Origin of the sequence: Wenjunlia tyrosinilytica, assembly GCF_014646055.1 — a bacterium.
Lineage (GTDB): Bacteria > Actinomycetota > Actinomycetes > Streptomycetales > Streptomycetaceae > Wenjunlia > Wenjunlia tyrosinilytica.
Window position 1 is genome coordinate 97,940 of the sequence record NZ_BMMS01000003.1, and the last position, 22,437, is coordinate 120,376.

A 22,437-nucleotide genomic window follows, 5' to 3' on the forward strand; every position below is an offset into this window, starting at 1 on the left:
GCTTCAGGCACCGAACACTTCAGGCGCCCGATGCTTCAGGCATCCGACGCTTCAGGCACCGAACATTTCAGGCATCCGGCCGGGAGTCCTCCTGGGGGTCTTCCCCAGGCGTACTCAGCATCAAGGCTAGCAGCTCACGCGCCACGTCCTCGACGGAAGTGTTGACCAAGGTCTCGTCGAACTCCGACTCCGCCGCGAGCTCGACCTTGGCCGCCTCGAGACGGCGCTGGATCACCTCGGGCGGCTCCGTGCCCCGCCCGGTCAGACGACGGACGAGTTCGTCCCAGGAGGGCGGGGCGAGGAAGACCAGCTGCGCCTCCGGCATCGACTGCCGGACCAGGCGGGCGCCCTGCAGGTCGATCTCGAGGAGCACCGGCTCACCTCGTTCGAGCCGCTCCTGCACCGCCTTGCGGGGGGTGCCGTAGCGGTTTCCCGCGAACTCCGCCCATTCGAGCAGCTCACCATTGGCGATGAGCTTGTCGAACTCGTCGTTGTCGACGAAGAAGTAGTGCACCCCGTCCTTCTCACCAGGCCGCGGTTTGCGGGTGGTGGCAGAGACCGAGAGCCATACCTCGGGGTGTTCCTTGCGCATATGGGCGACGACCGTGCTCTTGCCGACTCCCGAAGGGCCGGAGAGCACGGTCAACCGCGGACGATGGGTCATGGGACCGATTATCCCGGTTCCGGGCCGTGCCGCGGAACGTCAGGCCGCGCCGCCGCCGAACTCTCGCTCCAAGGAGGCGATCTGGTTGGACCCGAGACCGCGCACGCGGCGGCTCTCGGAGATACCGAGACGCTCCATGATCTGCTTGGCGCGGACCTTTCCCACGCCGGGCAGGGATTCGAGCAGGGCGGAGACCTTCATCTTGCCGATCACGTCGTTTTCCTGACCGGCCTTGATCACCTCGTGGAGCGAAGCGCCGCTGTGCTTGAGCCGGTTCTTGACCTCGGCGCGCTCCCGGCGAGCCTCAGCGGCCTTCGCGAGCGCGGCTGCGCGCTGTTCAGGGGTCAGGGGCGGAAGTGCCACGCCTAGTCACCTCAGTGGAGTTCGAATACAGGATGTGAGACGCAGAGGAACCTAGTGGCTCCGGCCGGACCGGAGCAACGAGAAACGCCCTGCTGGTGGAACCTACCGCCGGAGCGTAGCCCCCTTGAACAGCCGCGTCAGGAAAAGAAACCGAAAAGTCCAGATCAGCAGCGTGCGACAGGGACTTTTCAGGACTTACGGGACAGTTTTTTCCAGGAAATCTCGCTGGTCAGGCCAGTGCCGCCCGAATCTCGCCCACAAAGCGGTCCGAAGCCTCGCGCAGCGCCTGCGGGGAGGGGCCGTGCCGCAGCACGTCCCGGCTCACGCTCGGGACCACGTTGCCCACCGCCTCGCCGAACACCTTGGGAAGGTCCGCGGGGGTCGCGCCCTGGGCACCGATGCCGGGGGCGAGCAGCGGGCCATTGACGCCGAGGGCCACGCCCGCCTCCGCGAGGGTGGCGCCGACGACCGCGCCGACGGAGCCGAGCGGCAGCGCACCCTCGTTCTCGCGGGCGATGTGGTCGAGCATCACCTGGGCGACGGACGGGCCGCCCGCGGTCGTGGCGCGCTGGACCTCGGCGCCCTCGGGGTTGGAGGTCAGGGCGAGGACGAAGACGCCGGCACCATTGGCGCTCGCCGTGTCCAGGACCGGGCGCAGCGAGCCGAAGCCGAGGTACGGGCTGACGGTGACGGCGTCGCAGAACAGCGGGGAGGACTCCTCCACGTAGGCGGCGGCGTACGCGGCCATCGTGGAGCCGATGTCGCCGCGTTTGGCGTCCATGAGCACCAGGGCTCCCGCGGCGCGGGCGTCGGCGACCGCGCGCTCGAGGACGGCGACGCCCCTGCTGCCGAAGCGCTCGAAGAAGGCCGACTGGGGCTTGAGGACGGCGACGCGGTCGGCGAGGGCGTCGACGACGGTGCGGGTGAACCGCTCCAGCCCGGCGATGTCGTCGCCGAGGCCCCACGCGGACAGCAGTGCGGCGTGCGGGTCGATGCCGACGCACAGCGGGCCCCGCGTCTCCAGGGCGGTGCGCAGACGGGCGCCGAACGGCTCGCGGGGCATCATGCGGTGTTCTCCTCGCTGTCGGGGTCGGGGCTGCCGGGGACGGCTTCACGGCCGCCGGGGGCGGCTTCACGGCCGCCGGGGGCGGCTTCACGGCCGCCGGGGTGCGCTTCGGGCCGCGGCCCGTCGTTCCCGTCGGCCGATGCGGGGGCGGGCTCCGCCTCGGCGGGTGCGGGCTCGGGGACGGCGTCGGCGCCGACGGCCTCGGCCAGGGTGCCGTAGGGGCTCGCCTTCAGCCGGGCGGCCAGTCCCCGGTGGATCCGGCGGCACCAGAACGGGCCCTCGTAGATCAGGGCGCTGTAGCCCTGCACGAGCGTCGCTCCGGACAGGATCCGCTCCCAGACGTCGTCCGCGCTCTCGACCCCGCCCACGGCGATCAGGGTGAGCCGGTCGCCCGTGCGGGCCCGCAGGCGGCGCAGGACCTCCAGCGAGCGGGCCTTGAGCGGGGCGCCGGACAGCCCGCCGGCCCCGATCCCCTCGACGGTCGCGGCGTCGGTGGCCAGGCCCTCGCGGCCGATCGTGGTGTTGGTGGCGATGATGCCGTCCAGGCCGAGTTCGAGGGCGAGGTCGGCGACGGCGTCGACGTCCTCGTCGGCGAGGTCCGGGGCGATCTTCACCAGGAGCGGCAGCCTGCGCCTCTCGGCCGGTCCGCGGCGCTCGGCCGAGTTGTCGGCGGCCGCGCGCACCGCGCTCAGCAGCGGCCTCAGCCGGTCCACCGCCTGGAGGTCGCGCAGCCCGGGCGTGTTGGGCGAGCTGACGTTGACCACGAGGTAGTCGGCGTGCGGGGCCAGCCGCTCGGTGCTGGTGACGTAGTCGGCGACGGCCTCCGACTCGGGGACGACCTTGGTCTTGCCGATGTTGACACCGATGACCGTTTTGCGGCGCCAGGGCTGGTCGGCACGGGCGGCCAGGCGGGCGGCCACGGCGGAGGAGCCCTCGTTGTTGAAGCCCATGCGGTTGATCAGCGCCCGGTCCTCGACGAGGCGGAAGAGCCGGGGTGCGGGGTTGCCGGGCTGGGGCTCGGCGGTGACCGTGCCGATCTCGACGTGGTCGAAGCCGAGCATCGACAGGCCGTCGATCCCCATGGCGTTCTTGTCGAAGCCCGCGGCGAGGCCGAAGGGCCCGGGCATCTCCAGGCCGAGCGCCTTGACGCTCAGGGAGCGCTGCCTGGGGGCGAGCAGGAAGGCGGTCAGCGAGCGCACCCCCGGCAGGGCGGCGGCGACGCGGATCCAGGTGAAGGCGCTGCGGTGGGCCTTCTCCGGGTCCATCCGCTTGAAGATCAGGTTGAAGAAGAGGCGGTACATGAGGGCCTTCTGGGAGCGGGGGCGAGGGGGCGGCGGGAGGGGGACACCGGGAGGGCACCGCTGCGGTGTCCCCCCCTCCCCGCTCAGTCCTCGCGAGCGGCGTTCAGGTGCTCCGCGTGCTCCTGGAGGGAGCGGACGCCGACCTCTCCCCTGGTGAGCGCGTCGATGCCCTGCACGGCGGCGGCGAGCGCCTGGACCGTGGTCAGGCAGGGCACACCGCGGGCGACGGCGGCGGTGCGGATGTCGTACCCGTCGAGGCGCCCTCCGGTGCCGAACGGGGTGTTGACGATCAGGTCGATCTGACCGTCGTGGATGAGCTGGACGACGGTCGGCTCGCCGTTCGGGCCCGCCCCCTCGCTCTGCTTGCGGACCACGGTGGCGTTGATGCCGTTGCGGCGCAGCACCTCGGCCGTGCCGGAGGTGGCCAGCAGTTCGAAGCCGTGCTCGGACAGGGCGCGGGCCGGGAAGACCATGGCGCGCTTGTCGCGGTTGGCGACCGAGACGAAGGCACGCCCCTTGGTCGGCAGGGCGCCGTAGGCGGCGGACTGGGATTTGGCGTAGGCGGTGCCGAACACCGAGTCGATGCCCATGACCTCGCCGGTGGAGCGCATCTCCGGCCCGAGGACGGTGTCCACGCCACGGCCGTGCACGTCGCGGAAGCGGCTCCAGGGCAGGACCGCCTCCTTGACGGAGATGGGCGAGTCCAGCGGCAGCGTGCCTCCGTCGCCGCTGCTGGGAAGCAGGCCCTCCTCGCGCAGCTCGGCGATGCTGGAGCCGAGGCTGACGCGGGCGGCGGCCTTGGCCAGCGGCACGGCGGTCGCCTTGGAGACGAACGGGACGGTGCGCGAGGCACGGGGGTTGGCCTCGAGCACGTAGAGGATGTCCCCGGCGAGCGCGAACTGGATGTTGATCAGCCCGCGGACGCCGACGCCCTTGGCGATGGCCTCGGTGGAGGCGCGCAGCCGCTTGATGTCGAAGCCGCCGAGGGTGATCGGGGGCAGGGCGCAGGCCGAGTCGCCGGAGTGGATGCCGGCTTCCTCGATGTGCTCCATGACGCCGCCGAGGTAGAGCTCGCGGCCGTCGTAGAGGGCGTCGACGTCGATCTCGATGGCGTCGTCGAGGAAGCGGTCGACCAGGACCGGGTGCTCGGAGATCAGGCCGGCGTGCCGGGTCAGGTACTCGGCGAGCGAGGGCTCGTCGTAGACGATCTCCATGCCCCGGCCGCCGAGCACGTAGGAGGGGCGGACCAGGACGGGGTAGCCGATCTCGTCCGCGATGGCCTTGGCCTCCCCGAAGGAGAAGGCGGTGCCGTGCTTGGGCGCGGGCAGTCCGGCCTCGACCAGGACACGGCCGAAGGCGCCGCGCTCCTCGGCGAGGTGGATGGCCTCGGGCGAGGTGCCGACGATCGGCACGCCGTTGTCCTTGAGCGCCTGGGCGAGGCCCAGCGGGGTCTGGCCGCCGAGCTGCACGATCACTCCGGCGACCGGTCCCGCCTGGGTCTCGGCGTGGACGATCTCCAGGACGTCCTCCAGGGTGAGCGGCTCGAAGTACAGCCGGTCGGAGGTGTCGTAGTCGGTGGAGACGGTCTCGGGGTTGCAGTTGACCATCACGGTCTCGTAGCCGCCCACGGGGGTGGGGGCTTCGCTGAGCGCGAAGGAGGCGTGGACGCAGGAGTAGTCGAACTCGATGCCCTGGCCGATGCGGTTGGGGCCGGAGCCGAGGATGATCACCGCGGGCCTGGTGCGCGGGGCGACCTCGGTCTCCTCGTCGTAGGACGAGTAGTGGTACGGCGTGGCGGCGGCGAACTCGGCGGCGCAGGTGTCGACCGTCTTGTAGACCGGCCGGATCCCGAGGGCGTGCCGCACCTGGCGCACCACGTCCTCGCCGAGGTCGCGGATCCCGGCGATCTGCTGGTCGGAGAAGCCGTGCCGCTTGGCCTCGCGCAGAATGGCGGGGCTGAGCTCGGGGGCCGCGCAGAGCTCGTCGGCGACCTCCTTGAGCAGGAAGAGCTGGTCGATGAACCAGGGGTCGATCCGGGTCGCCTCGAAGACCTCCTCGGGGGTGGCCCCGGCGCGCACGGCCTGCATGACGGTGTTGATCCGGCCGTCCGTGGGGACCTTGGCGGCCTCCAGGAGCACGGCCTTGTCCCCGGGGTCGCCGCGGAAGGAGAACTGCGAGCCCTTCTTCTCCAGGGAGCGCAGCGCCTTCTGCAGTGCCTCGGTGAAGTTGCGGCCGATGGCCATGGCCTCGCCGACCGACTTCATGGTGGTCGTCAACGTGGCGTCGGCCAGCGGGAACTTCTCGAACGCGAACCGGGGGACCTTGACCACGACGTAGTCGAGCGTCGGCTCGAAGGAGGCCGGGGTCTGCTGGGTGATGTCGTTGGGGATCTCGTCCAGCGTGTAGCCGACGGCGAGCTTCGCGGCGATCTTGGCGATGGGGAAGCCGGTGGCCTTGGACGCCAGCGCCGAGGAGCGGGAGACGCGGGGGTTCATCTCGATGACGATGACCCGGCCGTCCTCGGGGTTGACGGCGAACTGGATGTTGCAGCCGCCGGTGTCCACCCCGACCTCGCGGATCACGGCGATGCCTATGTCGCGCAGGGTCTGGTACTCGCGGTCGGTCAGGGTCATCGCGGGGGCGACGGTGATGGAGTCGCCCGTGTGCACGCCCATGGGGTCGAAGTTCTCGATGGAGCACACGACCACGACGTTGTCGTTCCTGTCGCGCATCAGCTCGAGCTCGTACTCCTTCCAGCCGAGGATGGACTCCTCCAGGAGCACCTCGGTGGTGGGAGACAGGGCCAGGCCCTGGCCGGCGATGCGGCGCAGCTCCTCCTCGTCGTGCGCGAAGCCGGAGCCCGCGCCGCCCATGGTGAAGGAGGGGCGCACGACGACGGGGTAGCCGCCGAGCCCGTCCACGCCCGCCAGGACCTCGTCCAGGGTGTGGCAGATGACCGAGCGGGCGGACTCGCCGTGGCCGATCTTCCCGTTGACCCGCTCCACCACGCCCTTGAACTGGTCGCGGTCCTCGCCGAGCTCGATGGCCTCGACATTGGCCCCGATGAGCTCGACGCCGTACTTGTCGAGGACCCCGGACTCGGCGAGCGAGATGGCGGTGTTGAGCGCGGTCTGGCCGCCGAGGGTCGGCAGGAGGGCGTGGGGGCGCTCCTTGGCGATGATCTTCTCGACGTACTCGGGGGTGATCGGCTCGACGTAGGTGGCGTCGGCGATCTCCGGGTCGGTCATGATCGTGGCCGGGTTGGAGTTGACCAGGACGACCCGCAGGCCCTCGGCCTTGAGGACACGGCACGCCTGGGTGCCGGAGTAGTCGAACTCCGCGGCCTGGCCGATGACGATCGGGCCGGAACCGATGACCAGAACGGACTGGATGTCGGTGCGCTTAGGCACGCTGGCCCTCCAACGGTGCGGTGCGGTGCTGGTCGCCGTCGCGCATGAGCTCGACGAACCGGTCGAACAGGTAGGCCGCGTCGTGCGGGCCCGCTGCCGCCTCGGGGTGGTACTGCACGCTGAACGCGGGGGCGTCGAGCAGTTGCAGTCCCTCGACCACGTCGTCGTTGAGGCAGACGTGGCTGACCTGGACACGGCCGAACGGGGTCTCGCTCACCTCGTCCAGCGGCGCGTCCACGGCGAAGCCGTGGTTGTGCGCGGTGACCTCGACCTTGCCGGTCGTGCGGTCCTGGACGGGCTGGTTGATACCGCGATGGCCGTACTTGAGCTTGTAGGTGCCGAACCCGAGCGCGCGGCCGAGGATCTGGTTGCCGAAGCAGATGCCGAACAGCGGCGTCCCGCGCTCCAGCACGCCCCGCATGAGGGCGACGGGGTGGTCGGCGGTGGCCGGGTCGCCGGGGCCGTTGGAGAAGAACACTCCGTCGGGCCCGACCGCGTAGACGTCCTCGAGCGTCGCGGTCGCGGGCAGGATGTGCACCTCGATGCCGCGCTCGGCCATGCGGTGCGGGGTCATGCCCTTGATGCCGAGGTCGACGGCGGCGACGGTGAGGGTCGCGGATCCGGCGGGGAGGGGTTCTCCGTCGGGGCCGAGAGCCGGGACGACGTACGGCTCGGTGGTGGCCACCTCGGCGGCGAGGTCGGCGCCCTTCATCTGCGGCGCGGCCTGCACCTTCGCCAGCATGGCGGCCTCGTCGGCCACCGCGTCGCCCGAGAAGACGCCGACGCGCATGGCGCCGCGCTCACGCAGGTGGCGGGTGAGGGCGCGGGTGTCGATGCCGCTGATGCCCACCACGCCCTGGGCGGCGAGCTCCTCGTCGAGGGGGCGGCGCGAGCGCCAGTTGGACGGGACGCGGGCGGGGTCGCGCACGACGTAGCCGGCCACCCAGATGCGCCTGGACTCGGGGTCCTCGTCGTTGACGCCGGTGTTGCCGACGTGCGGGGCGGTCATCACGACCACCTGGCGGTGGTACGAGGGGTCGGTGAGCGTCTCCTGGTAGCCGGTCATCCCGGTGGAGAACACGGCCTCGCCGAAGGTCTCCCCCACCGCTCCGTAGGCGCGGCCCCGGAAGGTGCGCCCGTCCTCGAGGACGAGTACGGCAGGGACCCTGCGGGCCTGCGTCGGTGCGGTCATCGTGCGCCTTCCTGGTGGTGCATGTCTTCGGGGTCAGCGGGTGCGTCCGCGGCGGACGCGGCGGACTCGGCGGGCGCGACGGGCGCGGCGGGCGCGACGGGCGCGACGGCGGTGGGAGCGGCGGGCGCGGCGGGCGCGACGGCGGTGGGAGCGGCGGGCGCGGCGGGCGCGACGGCGGATGCCGCGGCGGCGGGCGTGGCGGCGGCGGGCGCCTTGGACGAGGCGATCGACCGGACGCGCTCCACCCAGGCCGCGTGCTCCGCGGGGTGGTCGGCGCGGAAGCCGGAGTCGATCAGCCGTCCGCCGTGCTCCCAGGTGATCACCAGCAGGCCGCCCTCGGTGACGACCTTGCCCGCGATGCCCTTGTCGAGCCTGGCTCCGCGTACGGCGCCGGACGGGATCAGGAAGCTCGCGGCGCCCTGGCGGCGTACGGCGATCCCCTCCTCGCCCGCGGTCAGCTCGACCAGGCTGCGGGTGCCGAGGCCGTGGGCGACTATCCGGTCAAGCCAGTCGCCGGAGGTGGTGCTGCCGTGGTATCGGCCGGTCAGCCTCGCGGCCCCGGGTGTCCCGGCGCCGTCCGGGGCGGCGCCGGTCTGCGGCAGCGCGGGAAGCTCGGGCAGGTCGCCATGGCGGGCGGCGCGCCGCTTCCAGGCCCGCCACATCAGCACGTACACGGCGAGGACGACCACGACGAGCGCCGCGACCCACAGCAGCCGCTCCGTGAGGTCCGTGGTCTTCGCGGAGTGCTCCCCCGCCGCCAGCACCGCCAGTTGCGTCGTCGAGGTCATACGAGCTTCCCGTCCAGAACAGTCGCCTTGCCCCGCAGGAAGGTGGCCGTCACCCTGCCCGGCAGCTCCAGCCCGGCGTACGGGGTGTTGCGGCTGCGGGAGGCGAAGCCCGCGGGGTCCACGGCACCACGGTAGTCCGGGTCGACCAGGGTGAGGTTGGCCGGCTCACCGGTCGAGACGGGGCGGCCGTGGCCGCTCAGCCGCCCGATCAGGGCCGGGCGGAACGACATGCGGTCGGCCACCGCGGCCCAGTCCAGCAGCCCGGTATCGACCATCGTGTGCTGCACGACGGACAGAGCCGTCTCCAGGCCCACCATGCCCATGGCCGCCACCGCCCACTCGCAGTCCTTGTCCTCGGACGGGTGCGGGGCGTGGTCGGTCGCGACGCAGTCGATGGTGCCGTCGGCGAGGGCCTCGCGCAGCGCGCGGACGTCCGCCTCGGTGCGCAGCGGCGGGTTGACCTTGTAGACCGGGTCGTAGGAGCGCACGAGCTCGTCGGTCAGCAGGAGGTGGTGCGGGGTGACCTCCGCCGTGACGTTCCAGCCCTTGGACTTCGCCCAGCGCACGATCTCGACCGAGCCCGCCGTGGACAGGTGGCAGATGTGCACGCGGGAGCCGACGTGGGCGGCGAGCAGGACGTCGCGCGCGATGATCGACTCCTCGGCGACGGCCGGCCAGCCGCGCAGGCCCAGCTCGCCGGAGACGGGGCCCTCGTTCATCTGGGCGCCCTCGGTGAGCCGGGGCTCCTGGGCGTGCTGGGCGACGACGCCGTCGAACGCCTTCACGTACTCCAGTGCCCGGCGCATGATCACCGCGTCGTCCACGCATTTGCCGTCGTCGGAGAAGACCCGCACTCCGGCCGCGGAGTCCGCCATGGCGCCGAGCTCGGCGAGCTGCTTGCCCTCGAGTCCGACGGTGACGGCGCCGACCGGCTGGACGTCGCAGTAGCCGGACTCCTTGCCGAGGCGCCAGACCTGCTCGACCACGCCGGCGGTGTCGGCGACGGGGAAGGTGTTCGCCATGGCGTGCACGGCGGTGAATCCGCCGACGGCGGCGGCGCGGGTGCCGGTCAGGACGGTCTCGGAGTCCTCACGGCCGGGCTCGCGCAGATGGGTGTGCAGATCGACCAGGCCGGGCAGCAGGACCTGTCCGGCCGCCTCGACGACGGTGGCGCCCTCGGGGTCGAGGCCGGTGCCGACGGCGGCCACGGTGCCGTTCTCGATCAGGACGTCCTGCTGGTCGCCGCCGAGTACCTTGGCGCCGCGGATCAGGGTCTTGTCGGTGCTCAACTGTTCTTCTCCTCGGTACGGGCGGTGGCTGCGGCGGGGAGCTCGGCCGGGGGCGCGGCGCCGCCGAGCAGGAGGTACATCACGGCCATGCGGACGCTGACGCCGTTGCTGACCTGCTCGACGATGGTGGAGCGGACGGAGTCGGCGACCTCCGCGGCGATCTCCATGCCGCGGTTCATCGGGCCCGGGTGCATCACGATGGCGTGCTCGGGCAGCGCCGCCATGCGCGCGGCGTCGAGGCCGTAGCGGCGGCTGTACTCCCGCTCGGTGGGGAAGAACGCGGCGTTCATCCGCTCGCGCTGCACCCGCAGCATCATCACGGCGTCGGACTTGGCCAGGACGGCGTCGAGGTCGTACGAGACCTCGCAGGGCCAGTTCTCGATACCGATCGGCAGCAGGGTGGGCGGCGCGACGAGGGTGACGTGCGCGCCCAGGGTGCCCAGCAGGTGGACGTTGGAGCGGGCGACCCGGCTGTGCAGGACGTCGCCGACGATGGTGACCCTGCGGCCCTCGAGGTCGCGGCCGGTGCCGTCCCCGGGGCCCCGGTGGTGGACCGGGCCGCCGTCGGCCGCGCCCGCGAGGTGGCGGCGCATGGTGAAGGCGTCGAGCAGCGCCTGGGTGGGGTGCTCGTGGGTGCCGTCCCCGGCGTTGACGACACTGCCGCCGATCCAGCCGGAGTTGGCCAGGCGGTGCGGGGCCCCGGAAGCGTGGTGCCGTATCACGACGGCGTCGGCCCCCATGGCCTCCAGGGTCAGCGCGGTGTCCTTGAGGGACTCGCCCTTGGAGACCGAGGAGCCCTTGGCGGAGAAGTTGATGACGTCCGCCGACAGGCGCTTGGCGGCCGCCTCGAAGGAGATGCGGGTGCGGGTGGAGTCCTCGAAGAAGAGGTTCACGACGGTGCGCCCGCGCAGCGTGGGGAGTTTCTTGATGGGGCGGTCGGCGACGCGGGCCATCTCCTCGGCGGTGTCGAGGATGAGGATGGCGTCGTCGCGGGTGAGGTCGGCGGCCGAGATGAGATGGCGCTTCACGTGGGTCACTCCGGAGGAGACATCGGACGGCGGGCATACGGGTGCCCCGCGGGCGGGGCAGCGGCGGTTACTCGCGCCCGGGGGCGGCGTCGCCCACCCCGCCCAGGAGGACGGCGTCCCGGCCGTCGTTCTCGGCGAGTAGGACCTTGACGGTCTCGCGCAGCGATGTGGGCAGGTTCTTGCCGACGTAGTCGGCGCGGATGGGCAGCTCGCGGTGGCCCCGGTCGACCAGGACGGCGAGCTGCACTGCGCGGGGGCGGCCGATGTCGCCGAGGGCGTCGAGCGCCGCCCGGATCGTGCGGCCGGAGAAGAGCACGTCGTCGACGAGGACGACGAGGCGGCCGTCGACGCCGTCGGCGGGGATGTCGGTGCGCGCGAGGGCACGGGCCGGGCCCATCCGCAGGTCGTCGCGGTACATGGTGATGTCGAGGGAGCCCACCGGGATTTTGCGGCCGGTGATGCCGGCGAGCTTGTCGGCGAGGCGGCGCGCGAGGAAGACACCGCGGGTGGGGATGCCGAGGATCACCACGTCGTCGGCGCCCTTGGCGCGTTCGACGATCTCGTGGGCGATGCGGGTGAGTACCCGCGCGATGTCGGGTGCTTCGAGCACCGGTCGGGCCTGGGGCAGCCGCGCCGCGTCAGCGGCGGATGTCGCGTCGGACATGCCTGTCGGACCTCCTTCCCCGCCTCACGGGACGGGCCTTAAAGGATGTCTGGGTTACCCCGCCACCGTACCAGGGCGGGAATGACTCCCGTTCCCGGGTCCTGTCGCACAAGCCGTACACCTGCGCTAACCGGCCAGAGTGCGAGGTCCGGCGGCACGAGTGGACCTTTCGGCTTGACGAAGCCAAATTACGCTGCGTAACCTCACAGTGAGTGACTGCGGCGCCTGCCGGAGATGGGGGACATCGAGCCGGCGGACCTGCCGCACAGTTGTCCGTTGCCGCCGAGTACTTCGTCCGGGGAGTCATATGTCCAGCGACTACGCCAAGCAGCTCGGGGCCAAGCTCCGCGCCATCCGCACTCAGCAGGGCCTCTCCCTCCACGGAGTCGAGGAGAAGTCGCAGGGTCGTTGGAAGGCCGTGGTCGTCGGCTCCTACGAGCGCGGAGACCGGGCGGTTACCGTGCAGCGTCTCGCCGAGCTCGCGGACTTCTACGGCGTGCCCGTGCAGGAGCTGCTTCCCGGCGGCTCGCCGCGCGGCGCCGCCGAGCCGCCGCCGAAGCTCGTCCTCGACCTCGAGCGCCTGTCCCAGGTGCCGCCGGAGAAGGCCGGGCCCCTCCAGCGCTACGCCGCCACGATCCAGAGCCAGCGCGGCGACTACAACGGCAAGGTGCTCTCGATCCGCCAGGACGACCTGCGCACCCTCGCCGTGATCTACGACCAGTCGCCCTCGGTACTGACCGAGCAGCTCATCAGCTGGGGCGTGCTCGACGCGGATGCGCGCCGCGCCGTGCCGCAGGATGAGAGCTGACCTGCTGAAACGTCACATCCGTTGATCCACGTCCCATGAGCACGGTCCGGCAGCGCGAGGGCCGGGCCACGAACCCTGGGGTTCGTGGCCCGGCCCTTCTGCTTGGCCGCCGACCGCGGCTCCCGCCCCGCCGCGCTCGCGGCTCAGCCGCGGCGCAGCGTGGGCTTGAGATCCTTCAAGCGGCCCAGCAGGCCGTTGACGAAGGCCGGGGAGTCGTCCGTGGAGAACTCCTTGGCCAGCTCCACCGCCTCGTCCAGCACGACGGCGTCGGGGACGTCGTCCTCCCAGATCAGCTCGTACGCGCCGAGCCGGAGGACATTGCGGTCCACGACCGGCATGCGGTCCAGGGTCCAGCCCACGGCGTAGGTGGCGATGAGCTCGTCGATACGGGTCGCGTGCCCGGTGAATCCCTCGACGAGCTGCATCGTGTACTCGGTGACCGGCGGCTGCCGGTCGTCGGTCCGCGCGAGCCGGATCCAGTCCGCGAGGACCGTCGTCGGCTTCTCGCCCCGCTGGTCGGCCTCGAAGAGGATCTGGAAGGCGCGCTTGCGGGCCTTGTTGCGGGCAGCCACGGTTAGCTGTTCACCCGACCGAGGTACTCACCCGAGCGGGTGTCGACCTTGACCTTCTCGCCGGTGGTGATGAACAGCGGAACGCCGATCTCGTACCCGGTCTCGAGGCGTGCGGGCTTGGATCCGCCGGTGGAGCGGTCGCCCTGGACACCCGGCTCGGTGTACTCGATGACGAGCTCGACGGAGGCGGGCAGCTCGACGTAGAGCGGCGAGCCCTCGTACATCGCCACCACGGCGTCGAAGCCCTCGAGGAGGTAGTTGGCGGCGTCGCCCACGGTCTCCGGGGAGATGTGGATCTGGTCGTAGGTCTCGGTGTCCATGAAGACGAAGTCGGCGCCGTCCTTGTAGGAGAACTGCATGCCGCGCTTGTCGACGTTGGCCGTCTCGACCTTCACCCCGGCGTTGAAGGTCTTGTCGACGACCTTCCCGGAGAGCACGTGCTTGAGCTTCGTACGGACGAAAGCCGGGCCCTTGCCGGGCTTGACGTGCTGGAACTCGACTACGGACCAGAGCTGGCCCCCGTCGAGCTTGAGCACGATGCCGTTCTTGAGGTCGTTCGTGGTGGCCACGGTTGCGGAATCTCCTGAAGTGCTGCTTCGGCGACCCAGGGGCGCCCCTGTCCGGCACCTCGCGGGCGCTACAGGGCGAGCAGCTCCTTGGTCGTGATGGTGAGTAGCTCGGGTCCGCCGTCCGCCGCGTGGCGGACGACGAGCGTGTCATCGATCCGGACCCCGCCCCGGCCCGGGAGGTGGACCCCCGGTTCGACGGTGACCGGCACGCAAGCGTCCAGTTTACCCATGGCCGCAGGGGACAGCCGAGGGTCCTCGTGGATTTCGAGGCCCACGCCGTGCCCGACGCAGGGACCGAGCAGGTCGCCGTACCCGGCCGCCTCGACCACCTGACGTGTCACGCGGTCCACGTCCCGGTGGGCGACGCCGGGAACGAGCGCCTCGCGGCCCGCCCGCTGGGCGGCGAAGACGACCTCGTACAGCTCGATCTGCCAGGCCGCCGGCTCGGTGCCGATCACGAAGGTGCGGCCGACCTCGCAGCGGTAGCCGCGGTAGCGCGCGCCCAGGCAGACGGTGAGGAAGTCGCCCTCCTCCACCCGGCGGTCGCTGGGTGTGTGGTGGGCCGCTCCGGCGTTGGGCCCGGTGCCGACGCAGGTGGGGAACGCCGCTCCGTCCGCGCCGTGGTCGACCAGGCGGCGCTCCAGCTCCAGCGCGAGGTGCCGCTCGGTGCGGCCGACCAGGATGGACTCCAGCAGCTCGCCGAGGGCCTGGTCGGAAATCTCCGCGGCGATCCGGATCGCGGCGATCTCCTCGTCCTCCTTGACCAGCCTGAGCTGCTCGACCACGCCGCCGAGGTCGTTCAGGCGCAGCCGAGGGGCGACCTTCGCGATGGCCCGGTGCCGGGCGACGGTGAGGTGGTGCTCCTCCACGGCGAGGCCGTCGGCGCCGAAGCCGGGGGCCAGATCCGCGGCGGCGACCGCCGGGTCCCCTTCCGGCGAGGGCAGTACGACATGGCCGACGTCCTCGGGCATCCGGCCCTCGGCGGGGTCGCCCGAGGGCTCGCGGGGCAGCACCAGCAGATCGCGGTCGGGGGCGAGCAGGAGGACGGCCCCCGCGGGCGCGTATCCGCACAGGTAGCGGACGTTCGGCTCCCGCGAGACCAGCGCGGCGGTACTGCCCGCCGCCGCGCAGCGCTCGCGCAGCCGCAGGCGTCTCGCCGCGTGCACCTCGGACATGATGCGAGCCTACGAGGCTCGCGGCGGCCCGGCCCGCTCAGCGGGGCCACTCGGATGTCCGGCCGGCCCGGATCACCAGACCGGAGGGCCCACCACACTGCGAGCGACCACCCGATCGAGTGCTTCGGCGGCGGTGGCGACATCGAGCTGGGAGTTGTCGATGATCGGCAGGCCGGAGCCGTACCAGCCCGCCATCCGGCCGTGGATGCGGGCGACCTCCTCGTCGGACAGGCGCCGGTTGCCGCTGCGCTCGGCGTTGCGGGCGAGCACCACCTCGAGGCCGGGCAGCAGGACCACGGGGAGCAGGCCGGGGCCGACGTGGCGCTTCCAGCCGCCGAGGCCGACGACCGGGCGGTCGGGGAAGACGGCGTCGTCGATGATGCAGGAGATGCCGTTGGCCAGGAAGTTGCGGGCCGCGAAACCGCAGGTCCGCCGGGCCAGCCGGTACTGGGCCTCGGAGTGCTCGTTCCAGCCGGACTGCGGGTCGGCGAAGCCCGAGCGCACCCACTCGCGCACGTCGTCGAGGCTGATGTGCGCGGTGGACGCCGGACGGCGGTCGGCCCAGTGGCGGGCGATGGTGGTCTTTCCCGCGCCCGCCGGTCCGATCAGCAGGACGGCGATCGGCGCCGTCGTGCCGGGCTGGTGCTGGGGCGTCGGTGTCGGTGTGGGCGTCGGCGGGGGCGGGGGCGTGGGCAGCTGGACCGTGCTGGGCGGGGGAAGCGGGAAGTGCCCGGTGCTGGTCGGCTGCGGTGTCGGCGGCTGCCCGGTGGGCCCGGGGTAGCCGGAGCCCAGCGGTCCCGGTCCGGCGCGGTGGCCGGCCCCGGCGGCGCGGTGGTCGGCCCCCGAGGGACGGCCCGCCTCGGCGGGCCGGGGAGCCCGGCCGTCGGGGTGCCCGTGCGGGACACCGGACGGCGGGGGCAACGGCACCCCCCCAGCATGCTGCATCTCTGCCCACTCCGTCTCCTGGGGCGCGGCGCCCTCTCCCTCGGGCGGCCCGCGCGCTGGCAACCGAACGGTACCGTCCCCAGCGGGGTCTGTGGGAAGGGTGGCCGGTCAGGAGCCTTTTATAGCTCATCCGCCAGGGCCCGCAGGGCGAGCCGGTAGGAGCCGATGCCGAAGCCCGCGACGGTTCCCGTGGCCACCGCGGCGACCACCGAAGTGTGGCGGAACTCCTCGCGCGCGTACGGGTTGGAGATGTGGACCTCGATGAGCGGGGCGGTGCGCTGGGCGGCCGCGTCGCGCATGCCGTAGGAGTAGTGGGTGAACGCCCCGGGGTTGAGAACGACGGGAATTCGCCCGTCCGCGGCCTCGTGCAGCCAGCGGATGAGCTCGCCCTCGTCGTTGGTCTCGCGGACCTCCACGTCGAAGCCGAGCTCCTTGCCGAGCGCCGTGCACTCCTCGACGAGCCCGGCGTAGGAGGTGGCGCCGTACACATCCGGCTCACGGCTTCCGAGCCGGCCGAGATTCGGCCCGTTGAGCACCAACACCCTTGTGTTGTTTGTCACTTGGAGACCTCACCGTATGCCGCGACCAGCAGCGAGGGGTCCGGGGACTCCAGGATCGCGGGCTTGGCGAGCCCGTCGAGGACCACGAAGCGCAGCCGGTCGGCGCGGGACTTCTTGTCCACCCGCATCGACTCCAGGAGCTTGGGCCAGGCGTCCCCGCGGTAGGCCAGCGGCAGGCCCACGGACTCCAGGACGGCGCGGTGGCGGTCCGCCGTGGCGTCGTCGAGACGGCCGGCCAGGCGGCCGAGTTCGGCGGCGTAGACCATGCCGACGCTGACGGCGGCGCCGTGCCGCCACTGGTAGCGCTCGTTCTTCTCGATGGCGTGGCCCAGGGTGTGCCCGTAGTTGAGGATCTCCCGAAGACCCGACTCCTTCAGGTCCGAGGACACCACGTCCGCCTTGACCCGGATGGAGCGCTCGATCAGCTCCGCGGTGTGCGGGCCGCCCGGCGTACGGGCGGCGGCCGGGTCGGACTCGATGAGGTCCAGGATCGCCGGGTCGGCGATGAAGCCGGCCTTGATGATCTCCGCGAGCCCGCCGACGTAGTCGTTGACCGGCAGGGAGTCCAGCGTCGCCAGGTCCGCGAGCACCCCGGCGGGCGGGTGGAAGGCGCCGACGAGGTTCTTGCCCTCGGCGGTGTTGATGCCCGTCTTGCCGCCGACGGCGGCGTCCACCATGCCCAGCAGCGTGGTCGGCATGGCGATCCACCGCACCCCGCGCAGCCAGGTGGCGGCGACGAAGCCCGCGACGTCGGTGGTCGCGCCCCCGCCGATACCGACGATCACATCGGTGCGGGTGAAGCCGGTCTGCCCGAGGACCTTCCAGCAGTAGGCGGCGACCTCGGCGGTCTTGCTCTCCTCGGCGTTGGGGAGCTGGAGTGCGATGGCCTCGTAGCCCTGGTTCGCCAGGTCGTCGCGCACGGCCTCGCCCGTGGCCGCCAGCGCCTCGGGGTGCAGGACGGCCACGCGCCGGGCGCTGCGCCCGATCAGGCCGGGCAGGTCGTCGAGGAGCCGGTGGCCGACGAGCACCTCGTAGGGGTCGGTGCCCGCGGTGCCCGCGACCTGGATACGGGTGGGGGTGTCGGTCATGCCTGCCTCAGCTGGAGTGCCTCGAGGACCGCGTCGGCGACCTCTTCGGGGGTACGGCCGTCCGTGGGCACGGTGGCCCTGGCGGCCTCGGTGTACAGCGGGCGGCGCTGGTCCATCAGTTCGCGCCAGCGGGCCCGGGGATTGCCGATGAGAAGGGGGCGGGGGGCGTCGAGCCCGACGCGCTTGACCGCGTCCGCCAGCGCCACCTCGAGGAAGACCACCGGCGCCCCGGCGAGCGCCGCGCGGGTCCCCTCGTCCATGATCGCGCCGCCGCCGAGGGAGAGCACGCCGGTGTGCTCGGCCAGCGCGGTGCGCACGGCCTCGCGCTCCAGGGCGCGGAAGTGCGGCTCGCCCTCGTCGATGAAGATCTCCGGGATCGGCTTGCCGGCGGCGCGCTCGATGTCGGAGTCGGTGTCGCGGTAGTCGACGCCCAGCCGCTCGGCGACGATCCGGCCGACCGTGGTCTTGCCGGCGCCGGGCGGGCCGATCAGGACGACCGCGGGGGCGCTCATTTGATCGCCAGGTTGTCGAGGTAGCCGGTGACGTTGCGGCGGGTCTCCTGGACGGAGTCGCCGCCGAACTTCTCCGCGACCGCGTCGGCGAGCACGAGGGCCACCATCGCCTCGGCGACGATGCCCGCGGCCGGGACCGCGCAGACGTCGGAGCGCTGGTGGTGGGCCTGGGCGGGCTCGCCCGTGACGACGTCGATGGTGGCCAGCGCGCGGGGCACGGTGGCGATCGGCTTCATCGCGGCGCGCACCCGCAGCAGCTCACCGGTCGACAGCCCGCCCTCGGTGCCGCCGGAGCGGCCGGAGGTGCGGCGCACGCCCTCGGGCGTCGCCTCGATCTCGTCGTGCGCCTGGGAGCCGGGGACACGGGCGAGGTCGAAGCCGTCGCCGACCTCGACGCCCTTGATCGCCTGGATGCCCATCAGCGCGGCGGCCAGCCGGGCGTCGAGGCGGCGGTCCCAGTGCACATGGCTGCCCAGGCCCGGAGGGAGGCCGTAGGCGAGGACCTCGACGACTCCGCCGAGGGTGTCGCCGTCCTTGTGGGCCTGGTCGATCTCGGCGACCATCGCCTCCGACGCCTCGGGGTCGAGGCAGCGCACGGGGTCGGCGTCCAGCCTCGCCTCGTCGCCGGGGACCGGCAGGACACCGGCCGGGGCCTCGGCCGCGGCAAGCTCCACGACGTGGCTGACGATCTCGATGCCGGTGGTCTCCTTCAGGTAGGAGCGCGCCACCGTGCCCAGCGCCACCCTGGCCGCCGTCTCCCGGGCGCTGGCGCGCTCCAGGACCGGCCTGGCCTCGTCGAAGCCGTACTTCTGCATGCCCGCGAGGTCGGCGTGGCCGGGGCGCGGGCGGGTCAGCGGGGCATTGCGGGCGAGTTCGGCCAGGATCTCCGGGGCGACCGGGTCGGCGGCCATGACCTGCTCCCACTTCGGCCACTCGGTGTTGCCGACCATGACCGCCACGGGGCTGCCGAGGGTGAGGCCGTGCCGCACGCCGCCGAGGAAGGTCACCTCGTCGCGTTCGAACTTCATCCGGGCGCCGCGCCCGTAGCCCAGGCGCCTGCGGGCGAGTGCGTCGGCCACCATGTCGGTGGTGATCGGAACACCGGCGGGCAGCCCCTCCAGCGTCGCGACGAGTGCGGGGCCGTGCGACTCCCCCGCGGTCAGCCAGCGCAACCTGCTCAACGGTGCTCCTTCATCTGCGCCCGTGCGTTTGCCTCACGCAGATCTTCCCACGATTCGGGCGGGCGCCCGCGCCCCGTCCAGGGTGCGGACCGGCCCGACGGCCGGAGCGGGGAACGGTCGACCACCCCGGCAGGCACCCGGGGCGCCGGACTGGAGCGGGAAGGGCAAGACGGCCGGGGCGCCCGAGTGGAGCGGACGGGCACGGCGGGCCCGACGAGGCGCCCGGGCACCCGACGAGGGCGCGGCCACGCCGACCGGGCACCGGGCGGGGGCGGGACGGCCACGGCGACCGGGCGGCGGACAGCACGCCCACCGGCACGGTGGCCCGGCAAGGCGACCGGGCACCGAACAAGGGCGAGACCGCCACGGCGACCGGGCGGCGGACAGCAGGCCCCCGGCAAGGCGACCAGGGCCCCGGACAAGGGCAGGACCGGCAAGGCGATCAGGCACCAAGAGGCAGGCCCACCAGCACGACAGCCCGACAACCCCCGCCCAGGCACCAGACGAAGGCGAGACCACCACGGCGACTGGGCAGCGGACAGCAGGCCCACCGGCACGAGCCCGGCAACCCGCCCAGGCACCGGACAAGGGTGAGACCGCCACGGCGACCCGGCGCCGGACAGCACGCCCAACCAGCACGACAACCCGACAACCCACCTGGGCCCCGGACAAGGGCAGGACCGGCAAGGCGGTCAGGCACCAAGAGGCAGGCCACCGGCACGACAGCCCGGCAAGGCGGCCGGGGACCGGACAAGGGCGGGACGGGGCGGCGCGGTCGCCCCAAGGTGTGCCGGGCGCTAGTTCGGTGACTGGTCCGGTGTCCGGCCGGGGGGCGGTTCCGGGGCCTCGCTTGTGGGGGCGCCGTATGTCTGCCCCGCCGCAGGCGCGTAGCTGCCCAGGTAGTGGCTGCCCGGGCGCTGCCCGTACTGGGCGGCGGCGTGGACGGGTCGGCCCGACCGGACCGCCCTGCGGTACTGGATCTTCCGCACCAGCTTGAACACCCAGGTCGCGACGACGGCCAGCGCGACGAGTCCCAGCAGCGTGAGCGCCAGCCAGTGCGGCAGGAAGGACAGCACGACTGCGAAGATCTTGCTGCCGATGGACGCCTGCAGGGTGTGCCATTCCATTGAGCTCCCCCTCCGGATACGGAAAACGCGTCCGGATCCTAGCGCCCGTCCCCGTCAGCCGCTGCTCGCCCCCCGAGCGAGCAGCAGGAGCGCGTCGACGAGGTCCGAGGCGGGTGAGCCGGTGGCCAGGCGGCGCAGTTGGAGGCCGAAGACGAGGGCGACGGCGGTGCCCGCGACCCGCTCGGCCTCGGGCACGCCGAGCCCGCCGAGGATCCGCGCGGCCAGCCGGTCGTAGGCGGCGAAGCACTCGGCCGCCGCGGTGCGCAGCCGCTCGTCCCGGCCGGCCTGGACGTACAGCTCGAAGGGCGCGATGTGCGTGCTGTCGAACTCCGTGCCCCCGGCCACCTGGGCGACGGTGGCCGCGGCCCCGTCGAGGTCGATCCCGTCGGAGCGGCACAGGTCGGCGAGCTCGGTGAAGCGCCGGGTCTCCTCCCCGACGAAGTGCAGCAGGCTCTCGCGCAGCAGCTCGTGCTGGGTCTCGAAGTGGTAGGTGACCGTCCCCAGGGAGACTCCCGCCTCCTTGGCGATCCGCCGGTTGGTGACCCCGGCGAGGCCGTCCTGGCCGATGATGCGCAGGACGGCGTCGATGATGCTCTGCCGGGTGTCGGCGGGCTTGGACATGCGGATCATTGTTCCATCAGCGTCCCGGCTCCATCCCGCGAAGGGCGGGGCGGCTCTCGTACCAGCGGCGGTCGGCCTCGAGCTGGGCGGCGAGGGAGACGAGGAGTTCCTCGCTGTTCGCCGGGCCGAGCAGTTGGGCGCCGACCGGCAGCCCGTCGCGGGTGAAGCCCGCGGGCACGCTCATCGCCGGCCAGCCGAGCACATTCCACGGCCATGCGTAGGGGCAGGCCGCTGTCATCGCCTTGTCCGTCCGCCAGGCGCTCAGATCGTCGAAGGCGCCGATGCGCGGGGGCGGGGCGGCGGACGTCGGGGTGAGCACGATGTCGTACGAGCGGTAGATCCCGCCGATCCTGCGGTGCTGGCGGGGCTCGCGGGCCCGGGCGAGGCGCAGGACGGGCCCGGCGAGACGTCTGCCGGTGCGCGCGGCGGCGCGGGTGCGGGGGTCGAGCAGGCCGGGCTCGGGGTGCAGGGCGGCCAGTTCCGCGACCCCCGCGGTGGCGCGGGCCACCAGGCTGGGCCCGATCAGGCCGTAGCGCGGCCTGGCCTCCTCGACGTCGTGCCCGAGGCGGGCGAGCGCCTCGGCGAGGTCGGCGACCGCGCGGCGCACATCGGGGTGCGCGGTGGCGCGGGTGCCGGTCAAGGGCGGCCGCCACGCCAGGGCGATGCGCAGTCGGCCCGGCTCCCGGCGGGCGGCCTCCCGGGCGTTGATGGGACCGGGCCGGTGCAGATCTTTCGGATGGGCGCCGAGGACGGTGTCCAGCAACAGGGCCGCGTCGCCGACGGTACGGGCCAGCGGTCCACTGACGGCCAGGCCGTTGAAGGCGTCGCTGTACGGGTGCAGGGACACCCGCCCGCGCTGCGGCTTGATGCCGACGAGATGGGTCCAGCCCGCGGGGATGCGGATGGATCCGGCACCGTCGGAGCCGAGCGCGGCCGGGACGAGTCCGGCGGCGACGGCGGCGGCCGAGCCGCCCGAGGAGCCGCCGGGGGTGTGGTCGGTGTTCCAGGGGTTGCGGGTGGCACCGAAGGCGGGGCCCTCGGTGAAGGGCCACTGGCCGAGCTCGCAGGCGTTGGTCTTGCCGACGATCACCGCCCCGGCCTCGCGCAGCCGCCGCACCGGCTCGGCGTCGGCGGACGCGGGGCCGATCTCGCCCCGGCAGCCGAACAGCGTCGGCAGTCCCGCGACATCGGTGTCGTCCTTGACCGCCACGGGCACCCCGAGCAGGGGCCGCCGCACCAGAACGTCGTGCGCCGCCCCCGCCCCCGCTCCCGCGGCGAGTGCGCGGTCGGCCTTCTCGGCCTCCTCCAGCGCGGCTTCGGCGCGAAGGCACCGGAAGGCGTTGATCGTGTCCTGGGTGGCCTCGATGCGCTCGAGCGACGCCCGGACCAGGGCCACCGAGGTGGTCCGGCCCTCGGCCAGGGCTCGGGCGCACTCGGCGAGTCCGGTGGGACGGGCCGACGCGGTGGGTCCGGTTGAACCGGTGGGGCCCGGTATTCCCATGGATTCGGCTGTG

At 72.7% G+C, this 22,437-nt stretch carries 21 protein-coding genes and 1 pseudogene; 1 reads left to right on the forward strand and 21 read right to left on the reverse strand.

Annotation, left to right across the window (positions count from 1 at the left end; all coding sequences use genetic code 11):
- Window positions 1–67 precede the first annotated feature (67 nt).
- From gmk to pyrR, 10 genes and pseudogenes are all read right to left on the reverse strand, one after another.
- Window positions 68–664 (reverse strand): guanylate kinase, encoded by a 597-nt coding sequence (gene gmk, locus IEY86_RS04270; protein WP_189130148.1) that lies wholly within the window; start codon window positions 662–664, stop codon window positions 68–70.
- A 39-nt stretch (window positions 665–703) separates the two neighbouring features.
- The gene (locus tag IEY86_RS04275; protein WP_189130149.1) at window positions 704–1,027 is read right to left on the reverse strand and encodes an integration host factor; all 324 of its coding nucleotides are present in this window, start codon (window positions 1,025–1,027) and stop codon (window positions 704–706) included.
- Between the two features lie 229 nt (window positions 1,028–1,256).
- Window positions 1,257–2,090: an orotidine-5'-phosphate decarboxylase gene (pyrF, locus tag IEY86_RS04280; RefSeq protein ID WP_189130342.1), complete on the reverse strand. Its 834-nt coding sequence runs from the start codon at window positions 2,088–2,090 to the stop codon at window positions 1,257–1,259.
- Window positions 2,090–3,394, reverse strand: a complete 1,305-nt coding sequence (locus IEY86_RS04285; protein WP_189130150.1) for a quinone-dependent dihydroorotate dehydrogenase — start codon at window positions 3,392–3,394, stop codon at window positions 2,090–2,092. The genes pyrF and IEY86_RS04285 overlap by 1 nt, the downstream gene beginning before the upstream one ends.
- 83 nt (window positions 3,395–3,477) lie before the next feature.
- Window positions 3,478–6,804, reverse strand: a complete 3,327-nt coding sequence (gene carB / locus IEY86_RS04290) for a carbamoyl-phosphate synthase large subunit (RefSeq protein ID WP_189130151.1) — start codon at window positions 6,802–6,804, stop codon at window positions 3,478–3,480.
- On the reverse strand, window positions 6,797–7,996 hold the full coding sequence (carA, locus tag IEY86_RS04295) for a glutamine-hydrolyzing carbamoyl-phosphate synthase small subunit (protein ID WP_189130152.1): 1,200 nt from the start codon (window positions 7,994–7,996) through the stop codon (window positions 6,797–6,799). The genes carB and carA overlap by 8 nt, the downstream gene beginning before the upstream one ends.
- Window positions 7,997–8,193: 197 nt before the next feature.
- A pseudogene (locus tag IEY86_RS04300) lies at window positions 8,194–8,784 on the reverse strand (PH-like domain-containing protein); the annotation flags it as partial.
- Window positions 8,781–10,073 carry a dihydroorotase gene (locus IEY86_RS04305; RefSeq protein WP_189130153.1) on the reverse strand — a complete coding sequence of 431 codons (1,293 nt, stop codon included), beginning with the start codon at window positions 10,071–10,073 and terminating at the stop codon, window positions 8,781–8,783. The pseudogene IEY86_RS04300 and the gene IEY86_RS04305, both read right to left, overlap by 4 nt.
- Window positions 10,070–11,101, reverse strand: coding sequence for an aspartate carbamoyltransferase catalytic subunit (locus IEY86_RS04310; protein WP_189130154.1), 1,032 nt, complete (start codon window positions 11,099–11,101; stop codon window positions 10,070–10,072). The genes IEY86_RS04305 and IEY86_RS04310 overlap by 4 nt, the downstream gene beginning before the upstream one ends.
- A gap of 67 nt (window positions 11,102–11,168) precedes the next feature.
- Window positions 11,169–11,765, reverse strand: coding sequence for a bifunctional pyr operon transcriptional regulator/uracil phosphoribosyltransferase PyrR (pyrR, locus tag IEY86_RS04315; RefSeq protein WP_189130155.1), 597 nt, complete (start codon window positions 11,763–11,765; stop codon window positions 11,169–11,171).
- Between the two features lie 307 nt (window positions 11,766–12,072).
- Here pyrR and bldD point away from each other — a divergent pair, with 307 nt between their 5' ends.
- The gene (bldD, locus tag IEY86_RS04320; RefSeq protein WP_189130156.1) at window positions 12,073–12,573 is read left to right on the forward strand and encodes a transcriptional regulator BldD; all 501 of its coding nucleotides are present in this window, start codon (window positions 12,073–12,075) and stop codon (window positions 12,571–12,573) included.
- A 143-nt stretch (window positions 12,574–12,716) separates the two neighbouring features.
- Here bldD and nusB read toward each other — a convergent pair whose 3' ends face one another.
- The 11 genes from nusB to IEY86_RS04375 form a co-directional block, all read right to left on the reverse strand.
- A complete protein-coding gene (gene nusB / locus IEY86_RS04325; RefSeq protein ID WP_189130157.1) occupies window positions 12,717–13,145 on the reverse strand; it encodes a transcription antitermination factor NusB in 429 nt (142 codons plus the stop codon).
- A gap of 2 nt (window positions 13,146–13,147) precedes the next feature.
- The gene (gene efp, locus IEY86_RS04330) at window positions 13,148–13,714 is read right to left on the reverse strand and encodes an elongation factor P (RefSeq protein WP_189130158.1); all 567 of its coding nucleotides are present in this window, start codon (window positions 13,712–13,714) and stop codon (window positions 13,148–13,150) included.
- Between the two features lie 68 nt (window positions 13,715–13,782).
- A complete protein-coding gene (locus tag IEY86_RS04335; protein ID WP_189130159.1) occupies window positions 13,783–14,889 on the reverse strand; it encodes an aminopeptidase P family protein in 1,107 nt (368 codons plus the stop codon).
- Between the two features lie 72 nt (window positions 14,890–14,961).
- Complete coding sequence (locus IEY86_RS04340) at window positions 14,962–15,834, reverse strand: AAA family ATPase (RefSeq protein ID WP_189130160.1); 873 nt, start codon at window positions 15,832–15,834, stop codon at window positions 14,962–14,964.
- A 119-nt stretch (window positions 15,835–15,953) separates the two neighbouring features.
- Complete coding sequence (gene aroQ, locus IEY86_RS04345) at window positions 15,954–16,394, reverse strand: type II 3-dehydroquinate dehydratase (RefSeq protein ID WP_189130161.1); 441 nt, start codon at window positions 16,392–16,394, stop codon at window positions 15,954–15,956.
- Window positions 16,391–17,482 carry a 3-dehydroquinate synthase gene (gene aroB, locus IEY86_RS04350; RefSeq protein WP_189130162.1) on the reverse strand — a complete coding sequence of 364 codons (1,092 nt, stop codon included), beginning with the start codon at window positions 17,480–17,482 and terminating at the stop codon, window positions 16,391–16,393. Before aroB ends, aroQ begins: the two co-directional genes overlap by 4 nt.
- Window positions 17,479–17,994 carry a shikimate kinase gene (locus IEY86_RS04355; RefSeq protein ID WP_189130163.1) on the reverse strand — a complete coding sequence of 172 codons (516 nt, stop codon included), beginning with the start codon at window positions 17,992–17,994 and terminating at the stop codon, window positions 17,479–17,481. The genes aroB and IEY86_RS04355 overlap by 4 nt, the downstream gene beginning before the upstream one ends.
- Window positions 17,991–19,175, reverse strand: a complete 1,185-nt coding sequence (gene aroC, locus IEY86_RS04360) for a chorismate synthase (RefSeq protein ID WP_189130164.1) — start codon at window positions 19,173–19,175, stop codon at window positions 17,991–17,993. The genes IEY86_RS04355 and aroC overlap by 4 nt, the downstream gene beginning before the upstream one ends.
- A gap of 797 nt (window positions 19,176–19,972) precedes the next feature.
- The gene (locus IEY86_RS04365) at window positions 19,973–20,302 is read right to left on the reverse strand and encodes a hypothetical protein (protein WP_189130165.1); all 330 of its coding nucleotides are present in this window, start codon (window positions 20,300–20,302) and stop codon (window positions 19,973–19,975) included.
- A 54-nt stretch (window positions 20,303–20,356) separates the two neighbouring features.
- Window positions 20,357–20,923: a TetR/AcrR family transcriptional regulator gene (locus IEY86_RS04370; RefSeq protein ID WP_189130166.1), complete on the reverse strand. Its 567-nt coding sequence runs from the start codon at window positions 20,921–20,923 to the stop codon at window positions 20,357–20,359.
- Between the two features lie 16 nt (window positions 20,924–20,939).
- Window positions 20,940–22,424 carry an amidase gene (locus tag IEY86_RS04375; RefSeq protein ID WP_189130343.1) on the reverse strand — a complete coding sequence of 495 codons (1,485 nt, stop codon included), beginning with the start codon at window positions 22,422–22,424 and terminating at the stop codon, window positions 20,940–20,942.
- Between the last annotated feature and the right edge of the window lie 13 nt (window positions 22,425–22,437).